This window comes from Tepidibacter sp. Z1-5 (assembly GCF_037844525.1).
In the GTDB taxonomy this organism is placed as follows: domain Bacteria; phylum Bacillota; class Clostridia; order Peptostreptococcales; family Peptostreptococcaceae; genus Tepidibacter_A.
In genome coordinates this window covers 69283-91778 of the sequence record NZ_JBBMMD010000014.1, presented here as the reverse complement: position 1 = coordinate 91778, position 22496 = coordinate 69283, and the positions used below count along the sequence as shown (strand labels likewise).

Here is a 22496-nt window from a genome sequence, read left to right as displayed (position 1 = left end):
ATTCATTACAAGAGTCTTGACCTTCTTCTAATTTATGCTCTACGGTAACTCTCTCTAGATTAGCTAAATTATCCTTTTTACCAGTATTTTTACATGGTTTTGTTCTAACATAAACTACTTCTTCAAGCGCGGGCTCCGCCATTTTAGGGTCATGTAGTTTTTCTGCTTCATTAAACATAGATAATTGGGCAGAATCCACCTGTTCACTAGAACTGCCAAATATCTTTCTATTTTTATTAAGAACTTGATTTTCTAAAAAAGCTAATTTCTTTTTTAGTGCATCGATTTCTTTATCTTTAGATTCTAGTTCTTTATCCTTAGATTCTAGTTCTTTTTCCATCTTTGAAATTATTAATTTTGTATTTTCATTAAGTTGATTATCTAAATTATTATATCTCAAGTTAATACCTCGCATTTCAAGTTGTTGCTAGTATTATACCAATAAAATGGAATACTTAAAAGACCATTTTTTAATAATAATTTTTAGTTTTTATAGATTGGAATTTTGAAGACGTTCTTACTTCATAACCTTTTAATAACCATCTCAGTTCTTCGATATTAACACTTAAAGCTTCATCTTTATTCTCAGGCCATTTAAACTTATTATTTTCAAGTCTGTAGTAATATAGCCAAAATCCCTCATCAAAATGTAGTATTTTTAATTTATTCATTTGCCTATTACAAAATACAAAGAGAANATTAAGTTGATTATCTAAATTATTATATCTCAAGTTAATACCTCGCATTTCAAGTTGTTGCTAGTATTATACCAATAAAATGGAATACTTAAAAGACCATTTTTTAGTTTGCGAGGCATGTTGCCGAGCCGATGGTTTGAAAGAAAACCTGTCACCTAGCTAATGGGAAGACAAGCTGTAAGCAAGGGCGTTTTTGGCGACAAAAGGGTCTGAAGGAAGCCGATGGTGGTTATTGGAACGAAACGGTAGTGAACCAGTGTTGGCACATATAGTGGATAACCTTCCTAAAAGTGGGAACGTCCTAAAATTAGCTTAGCTATATGTGTTTTGATGGTCGTTTCAATAACAGGTGGAGCAACTTAACCTTGGAAGTACTGTATTCGAAGCTGTAAGTTTTATCTACAAGCGAGAGCAAGAGGTAAAATGAGAGTGCAGTATGCAGATGAAACCGTAGTAGTGAATAAACCTATACCTATGAAAGCTAGTAATAGTCCGGAGGAGAAAATATAGGTGACATATCACACAGTTGATATGACTGTTTTAGGGCAAAATCCTATCTCAGATGCGAAGGGTGGAAGGAATTTCAAAGTGTATAGGAAACTACCGAAGAAAAGAGTGAAGATGTTAAAAGAAAGCTGAGAAGCTGGAAGGTACGAATAACTGGCATAAAAGAATTTGCTGGTTATATCGACGACATAGATATGAAGTAATTAGGGAAATAAAGATAAGATTGCCAAAGAGCTAGAGACGTCAAGTGACCCTAATGAATAACGTATAGCTTAAATCGGAGATAAAGGAACATACAGCAACAAAGGAGGGAAAGCATGAAGAAATGGTACAGCCTTATTGATAAAATATATCGAAAAGAGAATTTAGAACTAGCATTTAAACGTGTAAAGAGAAACAATGGAGCTCCTGGAATAGATGGAGAAACTGTTTCGGATTTTGCGTTAGCATTAGAACTAAATATAGAGTTTCTTCATGAAAGACTGAAAACCAACACGTATGAACCCAGTCCAGTAAGAAGAACAGAAATCGAAAAGCCAGATGGTGGAGTAAGATTACTAGGTATTCCTACGGTAAAAGATAGGGTGATACAGCAAGCTATTGTAAATGTAATAGAACCAATCTTTGATGTAACATTTCATCCATCAAGCTATGGCTATCGCCCTAATCGTTCACAACATCAAGCAGTAGCAAAAGCAGAACGGTTTATGAATAAATATGGTTTGATACATGTAGTAGATATGGATTTGAGTAAATGTTTTGATACTCTAGACCATGAAATCATGATGAAAGCAGTCTCGGAACAGATAAGTGATGGACGTGTATTAGATTTGATTAAGAAGTTTTTGAAGTCAGGTGTAATGAACAGCAATAATTTTAGCAAGACAGAAGTTGGAAGTCCACAGGGGGGAGTCATCTCTCCATTACTTAGTAATATCTATCTAAATAAGTTCGACCAAAAGATGATGAGCAAAGGAATTAGAATAGTACGTTATGCTGATGATATTCTTGTCTTTGCAAAAGACAAGAATACAGCAGGAAACTATAAAGCCTATGCTACAAAGATACTTGAGGAAGAATTAAAGCTCACGGTAAATAAAGAAAAGACAAAACTTACAAGTGTATACGACGGAGTCGGATTTTTAGGATTTGTCATCTGTGAGAAATATATAGTGGTAAATCCTAAAAGAATTAAAAGATTCAAAGACAAAATTCGTAAGAAAACTGTAAGAGGTATAGGGAGGAAATTAGAAGATATTATTAAAGATCTCAATCCAGTACTAAGAGGTTGGATAAACTATTATAAGATAGCTAATATAAAATCACTTACAAGAGACTTGATGAAGTGGATAAGAAGAAGGTTGCGAATGATTAAGTTAAGACAATGGAAATCATATAAGGCTATGCATAAAGAAATGAGAAAACAAGGTATCAAAGGAAATGGAGAAAAAATGGCAGTTACAAAGTGGAAAAATTCAAATATTCATATTGTACATATGTTACTGCCTAATCTATTATATCACCTCTTTAGTAGAATTTTCAACAACATTCATATTGTACATATGTTACTGCCTAATAAACTATTTGAAGACCTTAATCTTATTGATTTAACAAAATACAAAGTTGGGTTGTTGTCAAACTATTATTAGTTTGGGAGAAATTTCAGGAGCCGGATACGGCAAACGTAAGTCCGGTTCTGTGAGAGCAAAGAAAATAGGACTAATTATCCTATTTTCTAGCTACTCGATATTATGATAGTAACACTAAGGAATTTAATTATACAGGTTCTATGAACTATGTAGATTATTTTAGAAACCCAAATAAATATGGAATACCTAAGAATTAAAAAAATTTTAAGTATAGAATATCTTTATATTGTGTAAATTAGTAGTTTAATATTAACATACAATACCTATATATTAATCATTCTATAAAATTATTTATGACAAAATTATTATTGAGTAAGAGGAAAAGTAGTCTAATTTAACTTAGTCTGCTTTTTTATTTTGGGAGAGATTAAGTTTTCTAATAAAATCAAAGTCTTCTGTTATATGAGAAGTAATAGTTTTTATTCTATCTTCTGTATATTTGCATTGGAATATAGTATTTAGAAAAGAGTTTATAATGAGGTTCAGATTATTGTTTATCAAATCAATTTCTTCATTGGAATATAGGTTGGTTTTATTAGAAATATCAATAGTTAGATTATCCGTATTCATTTGTCTTATATCCATTTTAGCAGTAGGAAGTAAATCTGATAAAGACACATCTAGTTGCTTTGGAAGATTTAATAATAACTCTAATTTAAATACATCATTTTTCGAGTTTTCAATGTTGTTGACAAGCCCTGCTGATACATTAAGGTATTTAGCTAATTCAGCGGTTGTATAACCTTTTTCATTTCTATATTTTCTTATGTTAATTCCAAATTGTTTACAGATGTTATTCATAATATATTACCTCCTCATAAAGATTATTGCCAAAGTATACCATGGTATACTTTTTAGAAGAAATTTTAATATAGACATAGGACAAGTGAATATGGAAATATATATTAATTATAATAATCATACTGTTTGAGAATAATCTTTTTAAGCAGGTAGTTATTGAGGAGGTTTGATAAAATGATTGTTAGTGAGCTCGATAATTACCAAAGAAAAATATATGATGTTGCAATATACTGTAGATTAAGTACGGAAGACAACGAATCAATCGAATCAAATTCAATTACAAATCAGAGGAATTTACTGACTAAATATGTTCTTGATCAAGGTTGGAATATATACGATGTATATATTGATGATGGATATTCCGGTTTAAATTTTGACAGACCTGGATTTAAAAGAATGATAAAGGACATAGAAGAGGAGAAAATATCTTTAGTTATAACAAAGGATATGAGTAGATTAGGGCGAGATTATATATTGGTAGGGTTTTACATTGAAAAATTCTTTCCAGAGAATAAAATTAGATTTATTGCATTAAATGACAATATTGATAATGAAAAAGATAATGGAATTAACGATATAACTCCGTTTAAAGCTATTATCAATGATATGTATTCTAAAGATATAAGCAAGAAGGTAAAAAGTGTATTTGATGCAAAAAAAGCGGAAGGAAAGTATATTGGATCATATGCACCATTTGGATATGAAAAAGATCCTTTAGATAAGAATCATTTAATCGTGGATAAAGAAGCTGCTGTTATAGTTAGAAGAATATATGATATGTATTTAAAAGGGCATGGATTAACAGCTATAGGACGTAAGCTTAATTCAGAAGGAGTAGAAACACCTACACAATACAAAAAAAGAAAATACGGCAAATATACGAATGGAAGACTGAAGATAGAAAAATGGAGCCATAGCACAATAAAGAGTATATTAAATAATCCCACATACATGGGAAGTGTAGCTCAAAATAAATATAAGAAAGTTAATTATAAGTCTAAAAAACTTAAGAAGGTTGATAGAGAAGATTGGATAGTAGTAGATAATATGCATGAACCAATTATATCCAAAGAAGAGTTTCTACAAGTTAAGCAGCTAAGAGAAATAAAAAACAATAAACCTACTCCTAAAAAATCAGTAAGGCTTTTTAGTAGCTTTGTATTTTGTGGTGATTGTGGTACGTATATGACTTATACGAAAAATAGGTCTGGAATTGAATATTTAATATGTTCTGGATATAAAAGGTTTGGAATTAATCATTGCAGTAGACATGCAATTATGGAAGAAAAATTAGAAGATATGATATTGCAAGATTTAAGAAAACTTATTAAGAAATTTTCTGATAAAGAAAGATTAGAACAAAAAGCTAAAAAGATAGTTGAAAATAGAAAAGATAGTAATAAAGTATATGAAGAAGAGCTTGTTTGTATAAAAAAGAAATTAGAAGAAATAAAGAATACCTCTATTACTCTTTATAAAGATAAAGCTAGAGGTATACTTCCGGAAGAGCAGTTTTTAGAATTCAATGAAGCATTTAATAAAGAAAAAACAAGCCTTAATGATAGGTATAATGAATTAGTTAAGAAGTTAAAAATTAATGATCAAGAAAAAGTTCAAAGTAAACATATTATGAAGTTGGTTGATTCGATTGTAAATATTAAAAGACTAAATAGAGTTATACTTAGTCAGCTTATAGAAAAAATAGAGATATTTGAAGATGAAGATATAAAAATTCACTATAATTTTAAAGATCCAACTAAATAGTATTCTTGTAGGGACGTATGCTGGGGTATGTATAAGAATAAATAATATATGTAAATTATAAAAAAACAGGAGCTTTCGCTCCTGTTTTTCTACTGATCTATTCTTGCTTTAGGTCCTTGTTTATTATTCTGTTTTCTGTATCCAACTTCTGTTTTATATTCATCTACACTCAGTTCATTTGCAGTTTCTAGATTCATACTTTCTATTTTTTCTGCAATTTTTTTATCTTGTTTATTAAATTGTTTATTTTTACCAGACATATAAGCATCTCCTTTATATATAATCTAATTTATTTTATGCAAATATTTTGATTTTACCCTAAGAAATTTGTGCTAAAATCTATACTAAACGCATTATATTTAACATTCTTATGATGGTTAAATGTTCCATAGTTATTTGTAAGGTATATTTTATCTTTATGATCCTATTTTATACATTTTATAGTGTGTAGGATATAATCTAACATTACATACTTTATAAATTGCTAATGTTATTTTTCTGATAAAAAATGTATCTGATTTTAGAGTAACATCTATATGAATTATATAATCTTTTATAGAAGGAGTGGCAACTCTATAAAAAAAGACGTTCACTTAATTGTCCCTCGGAAGTACCAAATAATGCCACTTATTTATAATCTTCAAAGGCATCTGTAAGCATAACATATACTCCGGTTAAGGTATGAGTTATGTAATCACCAATATTGCTAAGAACTTTTGTAGATATAGGTATTATATCTATTACATTCTGTAAGTCATGTATATGTGTAAGATAGATTAAGAATTAGGAAAGTTGTTAATGCTATTACTACTTTTTATATTGAAAAGATAATGTTCGGATTTATGTAATAAAAAAAGCTAGTTTTAAGGTGAGTTTAAATCTAGCCTTTTACATTTAATTAGATTATTTATGATAAATGAATTTAACTTCAGATTGATACAATCTTTTATAAAGTTTATATTCCGCTTGTACTTCTCTTGTGGTTATAAAAATATTAGTAAAAAATTCCCACAAAAATACCCATCCACCTATATATATTCCTTCGTGTAAAACATTAAGAAATACGTTTGGTGTATCTTTAATAAAAAAATAACCCATGCTAAGAAATAAAATGGAAATAAACAAATACGATAAGGTTTTTTTGTGAAGATTTGATTTGTTTTTTACAAGTTTTTCTATTGCGTAACTGTAATAATTTTTGTAAGCTGATAATAAAGCTACTTCTTTTTTGGGATCTTTTTTAGATTCAGGTAAATAAAGAACAATTTGGATATTGAAATTTAAAGGTATATCCTCTGATGAATTTACTATAAAATCATTAAATTCGTCTTCAATATCTCTTTTTTTAAAAGGTGAAGGATCCCAATCGTCATATACATCATCATAATCATCAAGAGACACTTTTATTAAATAAGTATTATTACTTTTATCATATTTATAGTAATTTTGGAAATATCTTTTTTTTCTCATCGTATCACCTTTCATTATTAGTTATAATATTTGAAATAACAAAGAAGAAAATCCAATTAGATAAAAATAGACTAGCATATACAATATGGAATTGTAAATAAAATTTAGTTTTTACATTAAAAGAATAATATATGTAAATGGACAAAAAATATAAATAACCACATAATGGTAAAGTGGTCGGCTTTTTTAATTATTTGATGAATAAACACCAATATAATGAAACAAGCTCAATAATAGGTATTATAATATTATTTATCATATTGATACTTCCATTTGTGATACTTTCTTTTCTAGTTACCTTTTGGAAAATTATATTAGCAAATGAATAGTGTAAAATTCAAAAGGCTTTTTCTATGAGTACTAAGTTTGTAAGAAAAAACATAGGTATAACAATAGTGATTTCTATATTAAATGCTGTTTTCGCAAACGGTAAAAATTTCAAGGAAGATAATAATTTTATTGATAAATACAATGATTTAATATCTTATGGATATTTTAGTATCATATGTGTTTGCTTAGTAGTTATATTGAAAACATTGTTGAATTTATATTTTGATATAATATATTTTAATATATATGTGGATAGAAAAAGTTGATTAGAAGATATTGAAGAATAATTGAATATAAAAGCTAAAAAAAGAATATATAATTTATATATTCTTTTTTTTAGCCATGCACTAGCATGAAGCGAATTTTTTAAAGGGGTTTTAAAATGAGTGAAAAAATACAAAGAGTGATACAGGAATACGTACCTGGAAAACAAGTTACATTAGCTCATATTATAGCAAATCCAAATAAGGAACTGTATAAAAAACTAGGTCTTAATGGAGAAAATATAAACGCTATAGGAATTCTAACAATAACTCCTAGTGAAGCGGCTATAATAGCTGCTGATATAAGTATTAAGTGTGCAGATATATCAATAGGATTTATGGATAGATTTAGTGGGTCTTTAGTTATTACAGGGGATGTATCTTCAGTAGACTCTGCTATGAAAGAGATTATACATATATTGAGTAATTTATTGGGAATTAGCGTACCTAGTATTACAAAGTCTTAACTATACTGAGGATGGGAGTTATATATGAAAAAAATGATGTTAATAGGAAAAACTTATTCAGGAAAGACTACTTTATGTCAGAATATTAATTCCTTGAATATTAGCTACAAAAAAACTCAATCAGTAGAGTTTTGTGACAATATAATAGATACTCCAGGTGAATATATAGAAAACAAAAGATATTATAAAGCTTTAATAGTTACATCTGTTGATGTTGATGTTATAGGATTAGTTCAAGATATCACTGACGAATCAAATTTTTTCCCACCAGAATTTGCTTCTATATTTTCAAAGTCTGTTATAGGGATTATTACAAAAATTGATTTAGAAGAATCGTATAAGAAAGAAAATGAAGCAGTAGAAAAATTGAAGTTAGCAGGAGTTGATAGGATATTTAAGGTTTCATCTATAAAAAATGAAGGGATCGAAGAACTTATAGACTATCTCAAAGAATATTTGTAAATTATATTAAATTGTGCTATGTGCACAATTTTTTTTGTTTAAAAAATATATATGGAACTAATTAAAAAAATGAATACAGGCATTGTTATATCTACATAGAGTGGTACATATATATTAATTAAGACTAGTTGTACTTAATCAAATTGAAAGGAGGTGATTTTTTGGGAGAGTTTGTAAAAGAAGAAATTTTAAGTGTTGGTATAGACATAGGAACTTCAACAACACAATTAGTATTTTCTAAGATGTTAATTCAAAATGTAGCAAGTAGTTTTACAATACCTAGGGTATCAATAGTCGATAAAAAAATAATCTATAGAAGTGATATATATTTTACACCTTTAATAGAGAATAAAATAATAAACATGAACGAGGTTATTAAGATAATAGATAAAGAATATAGTATTGCTAATATAGATAAAAAAGATATTAATGTAGGTGCTGTAATAATAACAGGAGAAACAGCTAGAAAAGAAAATGCTAATGAAGTGTTACATAGATTGAGTGGGTATGCTGGTGATTTTGTTGTAGCAACGGCAGGTCCTGATCTTGAAAGTATAATTGCTGGAAAGGGAGCAGGTGCAGATAAATATTCAAAAAATAATAATAAGGTAGTTGTAAATATTGATGTGGGTGGAGGAACATCTAATCTAGTAGTATTTTCAAATGGTAAAACTCATGATACAGGATGCCTGGATATTGGAGGACGTCTTATAAAGATAGATAAAAATAGTGGGAAAATAGATTATATTAATGAAAAAATTAAAGATTTAATAATACATAAAAATCTAAATATAAGAATTGGAGAAAAGGCAGATAAAGGCGAAATATATACTCTTACAAAATATATGGCAAGGATTTTAGAAATGAGTGTTGGCATAACTAAAAAAGATCTTTTTTATGAAAAATTTATTACCAATAAGGGTTTAAAGTTGGATAAAAATATAGATTGTATATCTTTTTCTGGTGGAGTTGCTGATTATATAAATGAACAAAGTTATGAAGATGTTTTTAAATTTGGAGATATTGGAATAGTTCTAGCAAGAGCTATAAGGGAATCTAAGTTAATGCAAAATCTTGAAGGTGTAAAGTCTCAAGAAACAATTAGAGCAACGGTTGTAGGTGCTGGATCTCACACGACCAAAATAAGTGGTGCTACTATAACGTATACGAGTAATTCATTTCCTATTAAAAATTTTCCTGTATTAAAGCTTTCTAAGGATGAGGAAAAAGATATTTATAAAATAGGAGATATTATAAGGAAAAAACTAGACTGGTTTAAGATAGATGGAAAAATAGAGAACGTGGCTATTGCTTTTGAGGGAAAGAAAAGCCCATCTTTTGTAGAGGTTAATGAAATTGGAAAACAACTTGTTTTGGGTATAAAAGAGATAATCGATGAGGGGTTACCTATAATTATAATAGTTGAGAATGATATGGCAAAGGTCTTAGGACATACAATTCATAGACTATTAGATTATAAAGTTAATGTGACTTGTATAGATGCAATAAAAGTAGAGGATGGAGATTATATAGATATAGGAAAACCACTAGCAAATGGTATGGTAGTACCTGTTGTTGTCAAAACTTTAGTTTTTAATTAGATGATTATAACTATTATTAAGGGGTGAAATTTATGAAGTTAAAGACAAAACTATTTGGACGTAGCTATCAGTTTAAAAATCTTATGGATGTTATGGCAAAAGCTAATGAAGAAAAATCAGGGGATATATTGGCAGGTATTGCTGCAAGAACTCAAGAAGAAAGGATTGCAGCAAGAGTAGTATTATCTCATATAACACTTGAGGATTTAAGAAATAATCCAGCTATTCCATATGAAATAGATGAGGTTACAAGAGTAATACAAGATCAGGTTAATGAAAGTATTTATAAAAAAATAAAAAATTGGACAGTTTCGGATTTGAGAGAGTGGATACTAGCTTATGAAACTACTAATGAAGATATTAAAAGGGTTTCAAGAGGATTAACGGCTGAAATGATTGCGGCTGTTACTAAGTTAATGACTCATCTTGATCTTATTTATGCAGCTAGAAAAATAAATAATGAAGCTACTTGCGTTACAACTATAGGAAAACCTGGAATTATGGCTACAAGAGCATTACCTAATCATCCAACTGATGATGTAGATGGTGTTATAGCTGCAACTTATGAAGCTTTATCTTATGGTATAGGAGATGCAATGATAGGATTTAATCCTGTTGAGGATTCGATTGAAGGAACTATACTTATGTTTAACAAGCTTGAAGAGTTGAAGCAAAAATGGGAAATTCCTACACAAAATTGTGTTTTATCTCATATAACTACTCAAATGGCAGCTCTTAGAAAAGGAGCACCAGTTGATATGATTTTTCAATCTATTGCAGGGTCTCAAAAAGGGAATGAATCATTTGGTATAAATACAGAATTACTAGATGAAGCGTATGATCTTGGGCTTAAGGAGTGTAATTCTGGAGGTCCTAATATAATGTATTTTGAAACTGGAGAAGGTGCAGAACTTTCAGCTAATGCACATCATGGTATAGATGAATTAACTTTAGAAGCTCGTTGCTATGGATATGCTAAGAGGTATGATCCTTTTGCGGTTATGTCAGTTGTAGGATTTATAGGACCTGAATATATATATGATTCTAGACAGGTAATAAGAGCAGGTCTTGAAGAACACTTTATGGGCAAATTATCTGGATTCCCTATGGGATGTGATGTATGTTATACAAATCATATGCCTGCAAGTCAAAATGATTCAGAAACTCTTGCTATGCTTTTAGCTAATGCGGGTATGCCTTATTTTGTTACAGCTCCTCATGGTGATGATGTAATGCTAAATTATCAGCTTTTAGCTAACCATGATACACAGACAATAATAGAATTATCTGGAATGAAACGTATTAAGGAATTTGATATGTGGTTAGAGAAAATGGGAATAATTGAAGACGGTAAATTTACTAAAAAAGCAGGGGACGCATCTATATTTCTTAAATAGGAGGGGTTGGTAATATGTTAAATGAGAGTCAATTAAAAAGTATGGTTCAAGAGATTATAACTGGATTATTAAAAGAAGAAAAGGAAAAATTGGATAATTTAAGTGAAACGTGTATTGAAGAAAATAAGGAAGAATGTGTAGAAACTATTATAGAAGATGATTATATAGATGATATAACAGAAATTTGTATAAAAGAAGATTTATGTGTTCCAAACCCAGCTAATAGAGAGGGATATCTAGAAATGAAGCAGTATTGTCCAGCAAGACTTGGAATATGGAGAACTGGACCAAGACATAAAACAGCGTCTACTTTGAGATTTTGGGCAGATCATGCAGCAGCTCAAGGAGCAGTATTTTCAGATGTTGATGAAAATATAATAGATGAGTTAGGGTTATTAAAAGTAGAAACGATGTCAAAGGATAAGAGTGAGTTTTTAAAAATTCCGCCTACAGGCACTAAATTTTCTGATGAATACAAAGAAATTATAAAAAATAATACAGTTAATAATGCAAAAGTACAAATCGTAGTAGGTGATGGGCTGAGTTCATCTGCTATTACTGCAAATATAAAGGACGTATTGCCATCTATAGAGCAAGGTTTAAAGGAATATGGTATAGAATTTGGAAAGCATATATTTGTTAAGAACTGTAGAGTAGGAGCTATGGATACAATAGCAGAGATAACAGGAGCAGAGGTTGTTGTTATGTTAATTGGAGAAAGACCTGGACTTGGAACAGCTGAGTCTATGAGTTCGTATATTGCATATAAGCCAAGCGTTGGAATGCAAGAGTCAAGAAGAACTGTAATATCTAATATACACAAGGGAGGTACTCCTCCAGTAGAAGGTGGTGCGCGTATATCAGAACTTGTAAAGATTATGTTAAAAGAAAAAGCATCTGGACAGGATCTAAAATTAATAAACGGATGAGAAGGAGGATTATAATATGAGAAATGATATAATCCGCGCTGAGGTTGTAAGTACAAAAATTATTTCTAACCTTAGTGATGATTTGATAAAAGAACTTGGAATGAAGCCTAATCATAGATGTATAGCAATAATAACAGGAAGTATAGATGATGTTACGTTTATAGCATTAGATGAAGCTACTAAATCTGCAGATGTAGAAGTAGTTTATGCTGAGTGTACTTTCTCAGCTTTTGTTGGAAATTATACTAAATTTGCTGGTGAAGCTGTTGGTGTGCTTGCAGGCCCTAGCCCATCAGAGGTAAAGAGTGGATTAAGCTGTGCAATGAATGCTATAGAAAATGGAGCTTATTTTAAAAGTGCTAATGACGAAGGCACCAGTATATATTTATCTCATTGTATATCTAGAACAGGAAGCTATCTGTCAAAAGTAGCAGGTATTGAAGAAGGGGAAGCTATTTCATATTTAATTGCACCACCTATTGAGGCAATGTATGGATTAGATGCCGCTTTAAAAGCAGCAGATGTCAAATTAGTTGCATGCTATAAGCCACCTACGGCAACGAGTAACTTTGGAGGTGGTTTATTAACTGGAACACAATCTGCTTGTAAGGCTGCATGTGATGCTTTTGAGGAAGCTGTTCAATCTGTTGCTAATAATCCTATTACATTTTAATAATATAAAATGAAAGGAGGGACATATGAAAACATTAGATAGAGATTTAAAATCTATACAAGAAGCTAGAGATTTAATAGAAAAAGCTAAAAATGATCAAAGAATACTAGCGAGAATGAATCAAGATCAAATAGACAAAATATGCGAGGCTATCTGTAAATGTGGAATTGAAAATTCTAAAGAACTTGCAAAAATGGCTATTGATGAAACTGGATTTGGAATATATGAAGATAAAATAATTAAGAATATATTTGCATCAAAAACTGTATTTGAATATATAAAAAATATGAAAACTGTAGGAATAATAAATAATGATAAGTGTAATAAGGTGGTTGAAGTTGCTGTTCCAGTTGGTATTATTGCTGCACTTATACCTTCTACAAATCCAACATCAACGGTTATATACAAAGCATTGATATCTTTAAAGTCTGCTAACAGTATAATATTCTCTCCTCATCCAGGTGCTAAAAAATGTATTGTTGAGACTGTAAGTAGAATAAAGGAAGCTGCTGTAGAAGCTGGTATGCCAAGTGAATGTATAAATGTTATGAATACACTTACAATAGAGGGTACTAATGAACTTATGAAACATAAAGATGTGTCCTTAATACTTGCAACTGGTGGAGAAGCCATGGTTAAAGCAGCGTATTCATCAGGTAATCCAGCAATAGGAGTAGGACCTGGTAATGGACCGGCATTTATAGAAAAAAGTGCAGATATTCACCTCGCAGTAAAAAGAATCATATCATCTAAGACATTTGACAATGGAACGATATGTGCATCAGAACAATCTATTATAGTTGAAAAAGAAATAGAAAAGTTAACTATAGAAGAGTTGAAAAATCAAGGAGCATATTTCTTAGATGATGAGGAAAAGGAAAAAATAGAGAAATTTATATTAAGGTCAAATGGAAGTATGAATCCTAAAATAGTAGGTAAAAGCGTCCAACATATAGCGGATATGGTTGGACTGGATATACCAAAAGAAACAAAGGTTATATTAGCTAGAGAAAGCATGGTTGGAAAGAATATACCTCTTTCGAGAGAAAAATTATGTCCGATACTTGCATATTATGTTGAATTAGATTGGGAAAGTGCATGCGAAAAATGTATAGAAATATTAAATAATGAAGGTGTTGGGCATACTCTTATGATTCATTCACAAAATGAAGATATAATAAAAGAATTTGCACTTAAAAAACCTGTAAGTAGGATTCTTATAAATACACCAGGTTCAATTGGAGGAATAGGAGGAAGTACAAATATACCTCCTTCACTTACATTAGGATGTGGAGCTGTTGGAGGTAGTTCAACATCAGATAATGTAACACCTATGAATCTTATAAATATAAGAAGAGTGGCTTATGGAGTAAGAGAATTAGAGGATATAAGAGAGTGTGCTGAGTTTATGAATGAAAATAAGAAAAAAGATATATGTTTAGAAGACAAAGAATTTGAACAGTTTAGTGAATATATAACTCAAAAAGTATTTGAAAAGTTGGGTATTTAATAAAAAACAAAATTTTTTTATGAGAAGTATATTAAATTTAAGGGGGATTATATTATGGCAAATATGAATGCTTTGGGAATGATAGAAACGAAAGGATTAATAGGAGCAATTGAAGCTTCGGATGCAATGGTTAAAGCAGCTAATGTTACATTAATAGGTAAAGAAAAGGTAGGATCAGGTCTTGTAACAGTTATGATTAGAGGAGATGTAGGTGCAGTAAAGGCTGCAACTGATGCAGGAGCAGCAGCTGCAGAAAGAGTAGGAGAATTAGTATCAGTACATGTAATACCAAGACCACATTCAGAAGTAGAAAATATACTTCCAAAATATGTAGAATAAATATGTAATTGGACACATGATTCATGTATGGCATGATGTGAATTTTATAATGTTAATTTAAGGAAGTGGCTTTTATGAGTATACTTACTGAGAGTGAAATAAAAAATAGAATAAAAAATAAGGAATTAAAGCCGTTTGATGAATTTAAAGTCAAGAAGGGTGTAATAATTACACCCCTTGCCATATCTTTTTTGAAGGAGAACAAGATAAAACTTAAATATGTTGATGATGAAAAATGTATTGACAAAGAAAATGAAGATATTAATGTTAGTAGATATAAGTATATAACAGAATATGGAGGATTTTTAGATAAAAAACCTGAATATATGACTCAACTTTATAAAAATAAGCTTGTGTTTAAAGATAATAAGCTTATAAAGCTAAGAGGTAAATTAGATTCGCTCCAAAGTGAAATATTAAAGGCTCAGATATATGCTGATAAAATGAAATTAGATAAACTTGTAAAAGATCTACAAGAAATATTAGATTTTGTTAGAAATATATTAAAATGTGAAATTATAGATGAAGCAATAGAAGAATTTAATTTATTAAATATGAATGAAACTGAATTGAGAGATATTTCACATCATCCTAAAAAATATTTTGGAATAGATCATTTATTTACTATAGATTATAAATTAGGAGAAGTTGTGGTGATATTAAACTCTTTAAGAAGTTTGGTTAGAGAAACCGAGCTTGTAGCATATAGTGCTTTTAAAAATGAAGAAGGTAAGGTAGTTCGAGAAGATATAATAAAGGCTTTAAACAGGTTATCTTCTTTAATGTATATTATGATTTTTAAGTATTTAAAAGGAAACTATGATTAGGGATGATTTAATGAATGATATATTGATACAAAAAGTAGTAGATACGGTTCTTGATAAAATAAAAGATTTAAACTTTATTAATGTAGAAGCATCCGGAAGACATATTCATTTAAATAAAGAATGTATGGATATCTTATTTGGAAATGGATATATTTTAGAAAAACAAAAAGACTTATCTCAACCAGGACAGTATCTTTGTAAAGAGAAGGTTAGGATTGTAGGACCTAAGGGATTTATAGAAAGAGTAGCTATCCTGGGTCCTTTAAGAAAAAATACTCAAGTAGAAGTATCCCTTACAGATTCTAAAATATTGGGTATTAATATTCCGATTAGAGAAAGTGGAGATCTAGATAATACACCTGGAATAAGAATTGAATCTGAAAAATCTAGTATTAAAATTGATAAAGGAGTGATAGTTGCTAAAAGACATATACATATGACTCCTAAAGATGCAAAAAAACTTAATCTTAAGGATCTCGATATTGTAAAAGTTCAAATAATGTCTAATAGAAAATTGATATTTGATGATGTTACTATAAGGGTTTGTGATAAATACAAAACCAGTATGCATATAGATTACGATGAAGCAAATGCTTGTGGATATAATAAAAAAGTGTTTGCAAAAATTGTAAAGGATATTTAGTAAAGGGGGATAGCTATCAGTGAATATCAATTTGGATATTTTAACAGAGGCTGTTATGAAGGAGATATACAATAGTTTGAAAGATGAAAAAAAAAACCAAAAATACTTATATCTAAACAAAATGATTATAATATAAGCGATTATGAAGTTGATTATGTAGAGGAATTTGAGAATGTTGATAAAATACATGAATATGATTTTATTATTTTAACTAATTTAAGTAATAATGATTTGGTGGATATATCATTTGGAAAATATTCAAATAAAACAACTAAATGTGTAATATATGGTCTTTTGAATGATAAAAATATAATGATATTAAAAGACAACATTGAATTTAATAAATATAAAGATGTATGCAATAAGAATTTTTACGATATGATGAATGATTATGTAAGCAAGATATCTAAGTTAGGTATAAATGTAGTTACTGAGAAATATATAACCAAAGTATTGAGTATAAATAACTCTGCAAATTTCGAATTGAAAAGTTTGTCTACTCACAAAAAATTGATAACATTTGAAATAGCTGAAGATATATCTAAACTATCATCTGAAATAGTGCTTAAAAAAGGATGTATTGTAACACCTTTAGCAAAAGATGTATTTGCAGAGAAAAAAAATAAGCTTATATTTATATAAGCTTATTTAAATATAATATAAAGCTATAGATTGAAGGTGATATTATTGCTTATTTGCGAGGTTGTTGGAAGTGTTTGGGCTACAAAAAAAGAAAATAGTTTAAATGGATTAAAACTTATGGTTGTTAAAAAGGTGTCTGAAAATATTCAAAATGATAATTCTATATTTGTTGCTGTTGATGTAATTGGAGCAGGGAATGGAGATCGCGTACTTGTTGTCAATGGAAGTACTGCTAAAAAAGTTGGCTTAAAAAATGATGTTTTAATCGATGCAGCTATTGTTGCTATAATAGACAATGTAGAATTAAATAAAATGGATTAAAGTAGGGATGGCTATGGATATTATAAATAAGATATACAATTGTGGAGTAGTTGGATGTGGAGGTGCAGGATTTCCGTCTCATATTAAGTTAAACTGCACGGTGGATGATTTTATAATAAATGCAGCAGAATGTGAACCGCTTTTAAAAACAGATAAATATATAATTAGAAATTATTCAGATGAGATTATAAAAACAATAGATATTATAGCTAATCAGATAAATGCTAAAAATATAGTAATAGCTCTTAAAAGAGTATACGAGGAAGAAATAAAAATTCTATCAGCTAGTATACAAAAAATGAATTCATCTGTTAAATTACACTTTCTAGATAATTTTTATCCGGCAGGAGATGAACAAGTATTGGTTTTTGAAGTTACAGGTAAGATAATTCCCGAGAGTGGAATACCATTGAATGTAGGAACAGTAGTATCGAATATAGGAACTGTATTAAATATTGCTGATGCTACTAAAGACATCCCAGTAACAGATAAATATATAACAGTTACGGGTAATGTAAAAGAACCTAGAATACTTAAGGTTCCAATAGGAACAAGTTTTGGAGAATGTATAAAAGCAGCAGAAGGTAGTATAACAGATAATTATAAGATTATTTCAGGTGGACCTATGATGGGGACGGTTTACGATAAATCTGAAGTGGAAAATCTGTATGTTACTAAAACTACATCAGGAATAATTGTTATTGAAGAAAATAGTTTTATTTCTAACCAAGCTTCAATATCAATGACCCAAATTTTAAATAGAGCAAAATCTAGTTGTATACAGTGTTCTTATTGTACTGATATGTGTCCAAGAAATCAAATAGGTCATAAAATCAGACCTCATAAAATTATGAGGTATATGGCTTTTAGACCTAATATAAAATCTCAAAATCAAATCTTAAAGGAAGCACTTATATGTAGTGAGTGTGGAATATGTGAAACGTATGCATGTCCTATGGGATTATCACCAAAAAGAGTAAACTCATATATAAAAAAAGAATTAGTAAAAAATAATATTAAATATGAAAGAAACGAAAAAATATTAAAAGATCATCCTTTTAGAGATTATAGAAAAGTTCCATCTAAAAATATTGTAAATAGAATGGGATTGAAAAAATACTATAATAAAAAAGTTGAATTATATGATGAATTACAAATTGAGAAGGTAAGTATACCTCTTAAACAGCATATAGGAATTAGTGCAATACCTATAGTAAACTTGCTCCAGTTTGTTGAAAAGGGACAACTAATAGCTACTTGTGAAATTGATGAAATGGGAGCTAATATACATGCCAGTATATCAGGTATTGTAATTGAAATATCAGAAAATATAGGTATACAAGCTAAACAGGCAGGTGATGAATAATGAAAACAATAGGTTTTTTAGAATTAAATAGTATAGCTAAGGGCATAGAAGTAGCAGATGCAATGATTAAAGCTGCTGAGTGCGAACTTGTTTTTGCCAAGAGTGGATGTCCAGGTAAATACTGTGTATTGATAACAGGAGATGTAGGTGCTGTAAAATCTTCTATAGAAGTGGGCGAAAATGTAGGAGAAAGCTTTGTTGTAGATAAACTCATAATACCTAGTGTTCATCCACAGGTTATAAAAACTATAAATATGGCTAATGAGTGTGCAGAATTAAATGCAATAGGAGTATTAGAATATTTTAGTATAACCGCATCTATAGTTGGAGCTGATACTGCAGCGAAGGCATCAAATGTAAGTTTACTTGATATACGACTTGGAACTGGAATTGGTGGTAAATCATATGTAGTATTAACAGGAGATGTATCAGCTGTAACGGAAGCTATTGAAGCTGGAGCTAGAAAAAGTATTGAAAGTGGTATGCTTATAAATAAAGTTGTAATACCTAATCCAAGACCTGAAATATTTGATGCATTAATATGAAATATGAACCTCTTAAGTTAGATAAGGCGATAAAACGCTGTTATAAAATCTAGTTTAGGAGGTTTTATATTTATGATAAAATAAATAATAGACTTTTATAAAATAACATATCAAAGGAGTGTTTATGAAATTTATAGGGCATATAACATTAAAAACAGCTAAATGAATTGTATAAAAATGGAGGATATATTAATGCGATATTATGCTATTAGAATGAAACCTGGACAAGACTTAAAGAAGGAAATGGAAAATTTTGTTCATCAAAAAAATATTAAGTCAGGAATAGTTATGACCTGCATAGGTAGCTTGAATTGTGCAAAAATAAGATTAGCAGATGAAGATATAATAAAAGAATATAACGAAAAATTTGAAATAATATCTTTGCAAGGTACACTATCGCAAGATGGACTTCACTTACATATATCTTTGGCAAATGATAAGGGAGTTTGTATAGGAGGACACCTTATGCATGGATGTCATATATATACAACCGCCGAAATAGTTATAGGGGAATCAAAAGATTTTGTTTTTAAAAGAGAACATTGTAAAGATACTGGATTTAAAGAATTGAAGATAATAAACTATACAAAGGAGAAAATAAATGATAATAAATAAAGAAGAATTTTTAGTGAAATACCACTTGACAGACAAAATGAAAAATACGAATATAGACTGGAAAGTGATAAATGATATATATAATGATTTTAATGAATATAAAAAGAGCTATGAAAGTCAAGCTGATTTTATAGCTACAATTTTTAGAACACATAAAAATATACACTCTGTTAAATCTAGAGTAAAAGACCCAGATAGACTTATAGAAAAAATAATAAGAAAACTTCCTAGTAGAAAAGAAAAATATGGACAAGAATTCTCTTTTTCCGTAGATAACTATAAGGAAGAAATAACTGATTTAATAGGAATTAGAGCAATACACATATTCAAAGAAGACTGGGAAGAAATACATAAATTTATAATGAAAACATGGAAAGTAATAGAAATAACAGCAAACGTTAGAGATGGAGATGATACTGAAAAATTCAAAGAATTAGGAATTGAAATTAATTCTAGAAAATCAGGATATCGTTCAGTTCATTATTTAATTGAATTTTTTCCAACAAATCAAAAGGTTATTGCAGAAATTCAAGTTAGAACAATATTTGAAGAAGGGTATGGAGAAATAGATCATAAACTAAGATACAGTCATAAGGAAATTCCGGAAGTTTTAGCCTTGAATTTATTGTTATTTAATAGAATAGCTGGAAGTTCTGATGAAATGGCATCTTTAATAAATCTATTAAACAAAAATTGGTCTCAAATGGAAGATAAATATGATGAGGTTTTACAAACTAAAAATAATCAAATATTAGAAATTAAAGATAAAATATTAAATAATATAAATATAAATGAGAAAGAAAAAAGTGATTTGATATACAGCTTAGATAAAATCTTAAACGATAATACAGCTATAAATTTTACAAAGAATATGATACAGACTTAATAGGAGTAATAATTATGATAATAAATTATAATGGTCAAGAAATAAATATATTAATAGAATATAAGAAAAGAAAGAGCATTAGTATTAAAATAGATTATGACCTTAAAGTAAGGGTATTGGTTCCAAAAGAAGCTAATCAGGATCAAGTGATGAATATCGTGGAGTCAAAACTTGATTTGATTTCAAAGAAATTAGATGAGATAAGAAGATTATCTCAAAAACAAGATATTTATAAACCAAATGATAAACAAGTTTTATATATGGGTAAAAAATATTCTATAAAAGTAATTTTAGATAAAAATCTAGAAAAAAGTAATATATATATACAAAAAGATAGTATTATAATAAATACTCAAAATGAAGAAGATGAACAAATAAAAAGTATTATAGAAAGTTATTTAAAAAAAGAGTGTTTAAAAAACGTAAAAAAGAGAACAGCATATCATCAATCAAATTTCAAATCAAAACCTAAATCAATAAGTGTTGTAGAATCAAATAAATTTTGGGGGCTATGTAATTCGAATAGAGATATACAGTTCAATTGGAGATTGATAATGGCTCCAGTTGAAGTTATAGACTATGTTGTAGTTCATGAAATGAGCCATATGGCTCATATGAATCATTCTAAATCATTCTGGAAGATGGTTGCAAAAATAATGCCAGACTATAAAAAACAAGTTGAGTGGTTGGGCATAAATGGAAGATATATGAGTATATAATATTAAATATTTTGAAGGTAACTTTAAATTATGTGGGGTTAATAAATGAAAATAATTGTTATCCCCACATAAAATTTACATTCTAGATTTTAAGTTTAACTTTATGATTTTTAGTTTTTGGATAAATAATATTTACCTTGATATGAATTTCTAATTGAAAGTTCTTTGTCTATACCATTTAAAATACTTCTTTTATCAAGACTCCACCACGGCTCGATCAATGTATCCCTAGACCCATCTCCTGTCAATCTATGAATTGTTATATCAGGATTCAACCTCTCTAAAATATCACAAATCAAATGAATATATTCTTCTTTTTCTAACAGATTAAATTTAGTTGAATTATAATATTTTTCAAGATCAGTACCTTTGATTATATGGAGAAGGTGTAGCTTTACTCCTTGAATATCCATACTAGAAATTTTTGAAATTGATTCAAAAATCATCTCTTTTGTTTCATTTGGAATACCTAATATTAAATGTGTTACAACATTTATATTATAAGACCTTAATTTTTTGACTTTTTCTTCAAATAAAGAAAAAGGATATCCTCTTCTTAGAAACCCAGCACTTTCATCATGTACAGTTTGAAGTCCTAGTTCAATCCATAGATATGTTTTTTTACTTAATTCACTTAGTAACTGTATAACATCATCATCTAAGCAATCTGGTCTTGTTGCTATTGCAATACCAACTATATCATCACAATTGATAGCTGCTTCATACTTGTTTCTTAATACATCAACATCAGCGTAAGTATTTGTGAAATTTTGAAAATAGGCAATATATTTTCCATTAGGCCATTTATTACTTAGTAGATTAATTTGATCTTCAATCTGTTTATCTATAGATAAAACTCTATTTGAAGCATATTCTCCAGAACCCCTATCGCTACAAAATATACATCCATTAAAACCGATTTTCCCATCTCTATTAGGACAAGTAAATCCACCATCTAGTGATAATTTAAAAATTTTTTCATTAAATATTTCTCTAAGTTCAAAATTTAGAGAATGATACCTTTTATCAAACCAACGCAAATTATTACACATCCTTTATACTTATATAGTGT

26 protein-coding genes are annotated in these 22496 nt (G+C 29.0%); 20 read left to right on the top strand and 6 right to left on the bottom strand.

Going from position 1 to position 22496, the window contains the following annotated elements; translation table 11 throughout:
• Both WJW32_RS03800 and tnpB read right to left on the bottom strand, forming a co-directional pair.
• On the bottom strand, positions 1 to 400 hold a 400-nt coding region (locus tag WJW32_RS03800; protein WP_445330202.1), incomplete at its 3' end, for an IS66 family transposase.
• A gap of 70 nt (positions 401 to 470) precedes the next feature.
• A complete protein-coding gene (gene tnpB / locus WJW32_RS03795) occupies positions 471 to 746 on the bottom strand; it encodes an IS66 family insertion sequence element accessory protein TnpB (protein ID WP_445330201.1) in 276 nt (91 codons plus the stop codon).
• 776 nt (positions 747 to 1522) lie between these two features.
• On the opposite strand from tnpB, the gene ltrA reads away from it, so the two are divergent.
• Positions 1523 to 2854 (top strand): group II intron reverse transcriptase/maturase, encoded by a 1332-nt coding sequence (gene ltrA, locus WJW32_RS03790; RefSeq protein WP_340255221.1) that lies wholly within the window; start codon positions 1523 to 1525, stop codon positions 2852 to 2854.
• A gap of 339 nt (positions 2855 to 3193) precedes the next feature.
• Here ltrA and WJW32_RS03785 read toward each other — a convergent pair whose 3' ends face one another.
• Positions 3194 to 3655, bottom strand: coding sequence for a helix-turn-helix domain-containing protein (locus tag WJW32_RS03785; protein ID WP_340255218.1), 462 nt, complete (start codon positions 3653 to 3655; stop codon positions 3194 to 3196).
• A gap of 174 nt (positions 3656 to 3829) precedes the next feature.
• Here WJW32_RS03785 and WJW32_RS03780 point away from each other — a divergent pair, with 174 nt between their 5' ends.
• Complete coding sequence (locus WJW32_RS03780) at positions 3830 to 5419, top strand: recombinase family protein (protein WP_340255216.1); 1590 nt, start codon at positions 3830 to 3832, stop codon at positions 5417 to 5419.
• 89 nt (positions 5420 to 5508) lie between these two features.
• On the opposite strand, the gene WJW32_RS03775 is transcribed toward WJW32_RS03780, so the two are convergent.
• Positions 5509 to 5679: a hypothetical protein gene (locus tag WJW32_RS03775; protein WP_340255213.1), complete on the bottom strand. Its 171-nt coding sequence runs from the start codon at positions 5677 to 5679 to the stop codon at positions 5509 to 5511.
• Between the two features lie 643 nt (positions 5680 to 6322).
• Entirely contained in the window at positions 6323 to 6889 is a 567-nt protein-coding gene (locus WJW32_RS03770) for a hypothetical protein (RefSeq protein WP_340255211.1), read from the bottom strand.
• 353 nt (positions 6890 to 7242) lie between these two features.
• Between WJW32_RS03770 and WJW32_RS03765 the strand changes: the two genes are divergently transcribed.
• The 18 genes from WJW32_RS03765 to WJW32_RS03680 all read left to right on the top strand — a co-directional run bounded on the left by WJW32_RS03765 (position 7243) and on the right by WJW32_RS03680 (position 21424).
• Positions 7243 to 7485 (top strand): hypothetical protein, encoded by a 243-nt coding sequence (locus WJW32_RS03765; protein WP_340255210.1) that lies wholly within the window; start codon positions 7243 to 7245, stop codon positions 7483 to 7485.
• A 116-nt stretch (positions 7486 to 7601) separates the two neighbouring features.
• The gene (locus WJW32_RS03760; protein WP_340255208.1) at positions 7602 to 7949 is read left to right on the top strand and encodes a BMC domain-containing protein; all 348 of its coding nucleotides are present in this window, start codon (positions 7602 to 7604) and stop codon (positions 7947 to 7949) included.
• A 24-nt stretch (positions 7950 to 7973) separates the two neighbouring features.
• Positions 7974 to 8411: a EutP/PduV family microcompartment system protein gene (locus tag WJW32_RS03755; protein WP_340255205.1), complete on the top strand. Its 438-nt coding sequence runs from the start codon at positions 7974 to 7976 to the stop codon at positions 8409 to 8411.
• Positions 8412 to 8572: 161 nt separating this feature from the next.
• On the top strand, positions 8573 to 10012 hold the full coding sequence (eutA, locus tag WJW32_RS03750) for an ethanolamine ammonia-lyase reactivating factor EutA (RefSeq protein ID WP_340255202.1): 1440 nt from the start codon (positions 8573 to 8575) through the stop codon (positions 10010 to 10012).
• 32 nt (positions 10013 to 10044) lie between these two features.
• Positions 10045 to 11409, top strand: coding sequence for an ethanolamine ammonia-lyase subunit EutB (locus WJW32_RS03745; protein WP_340255199.1), 1365 nt, complete (start codon positions 10045 to 10047; stop codon positions 11407 to 11409).
• 14 nt (positions 11410 to 11423) lie between these two features.
• Positions 11424 to 12338 carry an ethanolamine ammonia-lyase subunit EutC gene (gene eutC, locus WJW32_RS03740; RefSeq protein ID WP_340255195.1) on the top strand — a complete coding sequence of 305 codons (915 nt, stop codon included), beginning with the start codon at positions 11424 to 11426 and terminating at the stop codon, positions 12336 to 12338.
• 16 nt (positions 12339 to 12354) lie between these two features.
• Entirely contained in the window at positions 12355 to 13011 is a 657-nt protein-coding gene (eutL, locus tag WJW32_RS03735; protein ID WP_340255192.1) for an ethanolamine utilization microcompartment protein EutL, read from the top strand.
• Positions 13012 to 13036: 25 nt separating this feature from the next.
• The gene (locus WJW32_RS03730) at positions 13037 to 14521 is read left to right on the top strand and encodes an acetaldehyde dehydrogenase (acetylating) (RefSeq protein ID WP_340255190.1); all 1485 of its coding nucleotides are present in this window, start codon (positions 13037 to 13039) and stop codon (positions 14519 to 14521) included.
• Positions 14522 to 14575: 54 nt separating this feature from the next.
• Positions 14576 to 14860 carry an ethanolamine utilization microcompartment protein EutM gene (eutM, locus tag WJW32_RS03725; protein ID WP_340255187.1) on the top strand — a complete coding sequence of 95 codons (285 nt, stop codon included), beginning with the start codon at positions 14576 to 14578 and terminating at the stop codon, positions 14858 to 14860.
• Between the two features lie 74 nt (positions 14861 to 14934).
• A complete protein-coding gene (locus tag WJW32_RS03720; RefSeq protein WP_340255184.1) occupies positions 14935 to 15687 on the top strand; it encodes a cobalamin adenosyltransferase in 753 nt (250 codons plus the stop codon).
• Positions 15688 to 15697: 10 nt separating this feature from the next.
• Complete coding sequence (gene pduL, locus WJW32_RS03715; RefSeq protein WP_340255181.1) at positions 15698 to 16330, top strand: phosphate propanoyltransferase; 633 nt, start codon at positions 15698 to 15700, stop codon at positions 16328 to 16330.
• 234 nt (positions 16331 to 16564) lie between these two features.
• Positions 16565 to 16972: a hypothetical protein gene (locus WJW32_RS03710; protein ID WP_340255178.1), complete on the top strand. Its 408-nt coding sequence runs from the start codon at positions 16565 to 16567 to the stop codon at positions 16970 to 16972.
• A 45-nt stretch (positions 16973 to 17017) separates the two neighbouring features.
• Positions 17018 to 17293, top strand: a complete 276-nt coding sequence (locus tag WJW32_RS03705) for a EutN/CcmL family microcompartment protein (RefSeq protein WP_340255175.1) — start codon at positions 17018 to 17020, stop codon at positions 17291 to 17293.
• Positions 17294 to 17306: 13 nt separating this feature from the next.
• On the top strand, positions 17307 to 18659 hold the full coding sequence (locus WJW32_RS03700; RefSeq protein ID WP_340255172.1) for a 4Fe-4S dicluster domain-containing protein: 1353 nt from the start codon (positions 17307 to 17309) through the stop codon (positions 18657 to 18659).
• Entirely contained in the window at positions 18659 to 19204 is a 546-nt protein-coding gene (locus WJW32_RS03695; protein WP_340255169.1) for a BMC domain-containing protein, read from the top strand. The genes WJW32_RS03700 and WJW32_RS03695 overlap by 1 nt, the downstream gene beginning before the upstream one ends.
• A 192-nt stretch (positions 19205 to 19396) precedes the next feature.
• Positions 19397 to 19819 (top strand): PPC domain-containing DNA-binding protein, encoded by a 423-nt coding sequence (locus tag WJW32_RS03690; RefSeq protein WP_340255166.1) that lies wholly within the window; start codon positions 19397 to 19399, stop codon positions 19817 to 19819.
• Positions 19806 to 20705: a RelA/SpoT domain-containing protein gene (locus WJW32_RS03685; protein WP_340255163.1), complete on the top strand. Its 900-nt coding sequence runs from the start codon at positions 19806 to 19808 to the stop codon at positions 20703 to 20705. Before WJW32_RS03690 ends, WJW32_RS03685 begins: the two co-directional genes overlap by 14 nt.
• 14 nt (positions 20706 to 20719) lie before the next feature.
• A complete protein-coding gene (locus tag WJW32_RS03680; protein ID WP_340255160.1) occupies positions 20720 to 21424 on the top strand; it encodes a M48 family metallopeptidase in 705 nt (234 codons plus the stop codon).
• A gap of 110 nt (positions 21425 to 21534) precedes the next feature.
• Here WJW32_RS03680 and WJW32_RS03675 read toward each other — a convergent pair whose 3' ends face one another.
• Positions 21535 to 22464, bottom strand: coding sequence for a TIGR01212 family radical SAM protein (locus WJW32_RS03675; protein WP_340255157.1), 930 nt, complete (start codon positions 22462 to 22464; stop codon positions 21535 to 21537).
• Positions 22465 to 22496: the final 32 nt, after the last annotated feature.

What these genes read in the sequence shown, in the direction of transcription:
- WJW32_RS03745 (WP_340255199.1), top strand. Translation starts at nt 10,045, where the DNA reads ATGAAGTTAAAGACAAAACTATTTGGACGTAGCTATCAGTTTAAAAAT.
- WJW32_RS03685 (WP_340255163.1), top strand. Translation starts at nt 19,806, where the DNA reads ATGATAATAAATAAAGAAGAATTTTTAGTGAAATACCACTTGACAGAC.
- WJW32_RS03765 (WP_340255210.1), top strand. Translation starts at nt 7,243, where the DNA reads ATGAGTACTAAGTTTGTAAGAAAAAACATAGGTATAACAATAGTGATT.
- WJW32_RS03785 (WP_340255218.1), bottom strand. Translation starts at nt 3,655, where the DNA reads ATGAATAACATCTGTAAACAATTTGGAATTAACATAAGAAAATATAGA.
- WJW32_RS03690 (WP_340255166.1), top strand. Translation starts at nt 19,397, where the DNA reads ATGCGATATTATGCTATTAGAATGAAACCTGGACAAGACTTAAAGAAG.
- eutM (WP_340255187.1), top strand. Translation starts at nt 14,576, where the DNA reads ATGGCAAATATGAATGCTTTGGGAATGATAGAAACGAAAGGATTAATA.
- WJW32_RS03680 (WP_340255160.1), top strand. Translation starts at nt 20,720, where the DNA reads ATGATAATAAATTATAATGGTCAAGAAATAAATATATTAATAGAATAT.
- WJW32_RS03760 (WP_340255208.1), top strand. Translation starts at nt 7,602, where the DNA reads ATGAGTGAAAAAATACAAAGAGTGATACAGGAATACGTACCTGGAAAA.
- WJW32_RS03775 (WP_340255213.1), bottom strand. Translation starts at nt 5,679, where the DNA reads ATGTCTGGTAAAAATAAACAATTTAATAAACAAGATAAAAAAATTGCA.
- eutL (WP_340255192.1), top strand. Translation starts at nt 12,355, where the DNA reads ATGAGAAATGATATAATCCGCGCTGAGGTTGTAAGTACAAAAATTATT.
- WJW32_RS03720 (WP_340255184.1), top strand. Translation starts at nt 14,935, where the DNA reads ATGAGTATACTTACTGAGAGTGAAATAAAAAATAGAATAAAAAATAAG.
- WJW32_RS03730 (WP_340255190.1), top strand. Translation starts at nt 13,037, where the DNA reads ATGAAAACATTAGATAGAGATTTAAAATCTATACAAGAAGCTAGAGAT.
- WJW32_RS03755 (WP_340255205.1), top strand. Translation starts at nt 7,974, where the DNA reads ATGAAAAAAATGATGTTAATAGGAAAAACTTATTCAGGAAAGACTACT.
- ltrA (WP_340255221.1), top strand. Translation starts at nt 1,523, where the DNA reads ATGAAGAAATGGTACAGCCTTATTGATAAAATATATCGAAAAGAGAAT.
- WJW32_RS03695 (WP_340255169.1), top strand. Translation starts at nt 18,659, where the DNA reads ATGAAAACAATAGGTTTTTTAGAATTAAATAGTATAGCTAAGGGCATA.
- WJW32_RS03770 (WP_340255211.1), bottom strand. Translation starts at nt 6,889, where the DNA reads ATGAGAAAAAAAAGATATTTCCAAAATTACTATAAATATGATAAAAGT.
- WJW32_RS03780 (WP_340255216.1), top strand. Translation starts at nt 3,830, where the DNA reads ATGATTGTTAGTGAGCTCGATAATTACCAAAGAAAAATATATGATGTT.
- WJW32_RS03700 (WP_340255172.1), top strand. Translation starts at nt 17,307, where the DNA reads ATGGATATTATAAATAAGATATACAATTGTGGAGTAGTTGGATGTGGA.
- pduL (WP_340255181.1), top strand. Translation starts at nt 15,698, where the DNA reads ATGAATGATATATTGATACAAAAAGTAGTAGATACGGTTCTTGATAAA.
- eutC (WP_340255195.1), top strand. Translation starts at nt 11,424, where the DNA reads ATGTTAAATGAGAGTCAATTAAAAAGTATGGTTCAAGAGATTATAACT.